Origin of the sequence: Alteromonas sp. AMM-1, from assembly GCF_047290655.1 — a bacterium.
In the GTDB taxonomy this organism is placed as follows: domain Bacteria; phylum Pseudomonadota; class Gammaproteobacteria; order Enterobacterales; family Alteromonadaceae; genus Alteromonas; species Alteromonas mangrovi.
Genome location: NZ_JBLBUE010000270.1, coordinates 1 through 2271 on the forward strand (window position 1 = coordinate 1; position 2271 = coordinate 2271).

At 49.3% G+C, this 2271-nt stretch carries 3 protein-coding genes; 2 read left to right on the forward strand and 1 reads right to left on the reverse strand.

Annotated elements, in window-relative coordinates; all coding sequences use genetic code 11:
- A partial coding sequence (locus ACLR2L_RS19940) for a hypothetical protein (protein ID WP_413370742.1) occupies positions 1-1541 on the forward strand: 1541 nt, incomplete at its 5' end.
- Positions 1538-1954 (forward strand): hypothetical protein, encoded by a 417-nt coding sequence (locus ACLR2L_RS19945; RefSeq protein WP_413370744.1) that lies wholly within the window; start codon positions 1538-1540, stop codon positions 1952-1954. The genes ACLR2L_RS19940 and ACLR2L_RS19945, both read left to right, overlap by 4 nt.
- Positions 1955-1980: 26 nt before the next feature.
- Here the strand turns inward: ACLR2L_RS19945 and ACLR2L_RS19950 are convergent.
- Positions 1981-2271, reverse strand: a 291-nt coding sequence (locus tag ACLR2L_RS19950; protein ID WP_413370746.1) for a VOC family protein, incomplete at its 5' end; no start/stop codon positions are given.

Consider the following 2271-nt stretch of genomic DNA (forward strand, 5'->3'; position numbering starts at 1 on the left):
ACATGTCGGTTGTTTACCGCGAGTTGCTTGCCGCACGTTATAAGCAGGTGCGCCCGCGGTTAGAGGAACTTACGGCAATGCGTCCGAATGATGCAGAACGTCATGCGCTGCTCGCGTACAGTTGGCACCTCGACCCTAATGCTGGTCCGGATGGACAGAACATGGCACTGGTTGGCTACGAAACCGCACTCAATCTGAGTCCAACTTACGTGTTTCCCGCATTAATGGCGGGCCATTTGTCTTACGAGCGCGGCAATTTAAACGACGCTCTGGACTTTTTTGCCCGGGCAGCAATGGCAAACCCCGGTTGTGTAGAAGCGTTTGAGGGCATCGCGCTGACTGCCTACTTACTGGGTGACATTAACCTGGCAGAGGTAGCCTCCGCCCGCCTGATCGAACTCGCGCCAGCGTCAGAAACAGGCCTGCGTTTATCAGCGCTAATCGAGGCCGCCAGCGGCAACGAAATACCTGTTCAGCCTGCTACCCTGCGTTACCTACAAACCTACCCAACTGAGGCGCGACAACTTTCCCCACGCTTGCAGCAATTGCGCCTAACCGCAGCGATAGACGAACATACCGCCGCACAGCCAATAACGAAGGACTTGTCAGAGCCTAAGGTTAACCCCAATCAGGTATCGGTAGACGTTACCATTATCGTTAGTCAGAACACGCATCGCGATCGCATCGGTATTAATTTACTGGACGGATTGCGCCTGCAATATGGCGCGCAAAGTAGCCATACCATAATAAAACAAGACGGTGGAAGTTCGCGTGACACTCAAACTACATTCAGCGAAGGTTTCACATTGCCGCAGATTAACTGGAACCTGAATCTGTTCAATCGATTTGGTCAGTACTATCAGGTAGCGGCGCGCCCTTCCCTGACAGCCATGGTGGGGCAAACGTCTGAGTTTTTTGTTGGACGGACATTGCAAATCGGCGTACGAGGCATTGAAGCAGGCAGAATCGAACAAGTCGACATTGGTATTAACCTGAAGGTGCTACCCATTGAGATAAGAGAAGACGCAGTGGTTGTTAATGTGGGTGTTGGCCGCAGTTTTGTTACTACTGATCCAGCAGGAAGCTTCGCGGAAGTGCTATCAACATTCAGGCAGGCTGTAGACGCAACGGCCGAGATCCGTTTTGGTGAAACACTGGTTCTATCTGGGCTATCTGAAAGTGTTCGGGATGCCACTTCATCTGAAGTACCCGTACTCGGCAGCATACCCGTACTCAGCATGTTCTTTAAAGAACGCTCTACAACAGAGCGACGTGATGCCGTTATGATTTTCGTAACCCCTTCTCCCCCGGTAAGTTTTGCAACCCGGCCCTGGGCTCGTCCAGCCAGCGTAGAAAAAATGGTTCGTCTTTGGAATAGCGTTATCGATCCTTCCACCAACGCCAGCGATGTTACGGAACGACTGAGCAAAATAAGAATGTTTCAGCGCATGCAACCCGGTGATGCGCCGCTCTCGTGGGGAAATCCTACTAAGCAAAAAATAGATCTGTTTAAAAACCTAATTGGAGTCGCCTCATCATGAGATACGTTCTGCTACTTTGTACCATCCTGAGTGTTACCGTTCTGACCAGTTTTGAAACAAGCGCAGTATCAGACAATCGTACCGAGGTAGAACAGCTAAAAATGGCACTCAATGACATGCGTGCCAAACTGGACAAATTAAATGAAAGGCTTACGGAACTTGATAATCAATGTATCCAATTGGCTCAGGGCGTTTCCATACAGTCAACGTCCCGACCCATCGGAATGGAACTTCAGGTACACCGGTCGCAAATTGATATGAAAGCGCGTGAATTAGAAATAGACAGCGATAAGATTACCATCACCGGAAAAATACTGACGCTCAAAGCAGATACCATCATTATTGACGGCGAAATAAAATCCAAAACTGGCAATGACACTAATCTAAAAGGGTCAATCATTAAAGACAATTAATGCCATCACACTCGCCTGATTTAGGTTTATTGAACCGGGGGAGGCTCCCAAAGCTCCACTTTGTTTCCCTCGGGATCGATAACCCAACCGAATTTACCAAACTCTGAGTCTTCGGTTTCATCAAGCACCTCACAGCCTTCTTCACGCAATGCTGCTATAAGACCATGAAGATTTTCAACCCGATAATTAACCATAAAGGAAGCACCGCCAGGAGAAAACTTATCACTGTCGGCCGCAAAAACAGACCATATAGTTGAGCCACCAACTGGCTCCCCTTGTTCATCAGCCCAGTCAAATGCAGCCCCACCCCATACCTG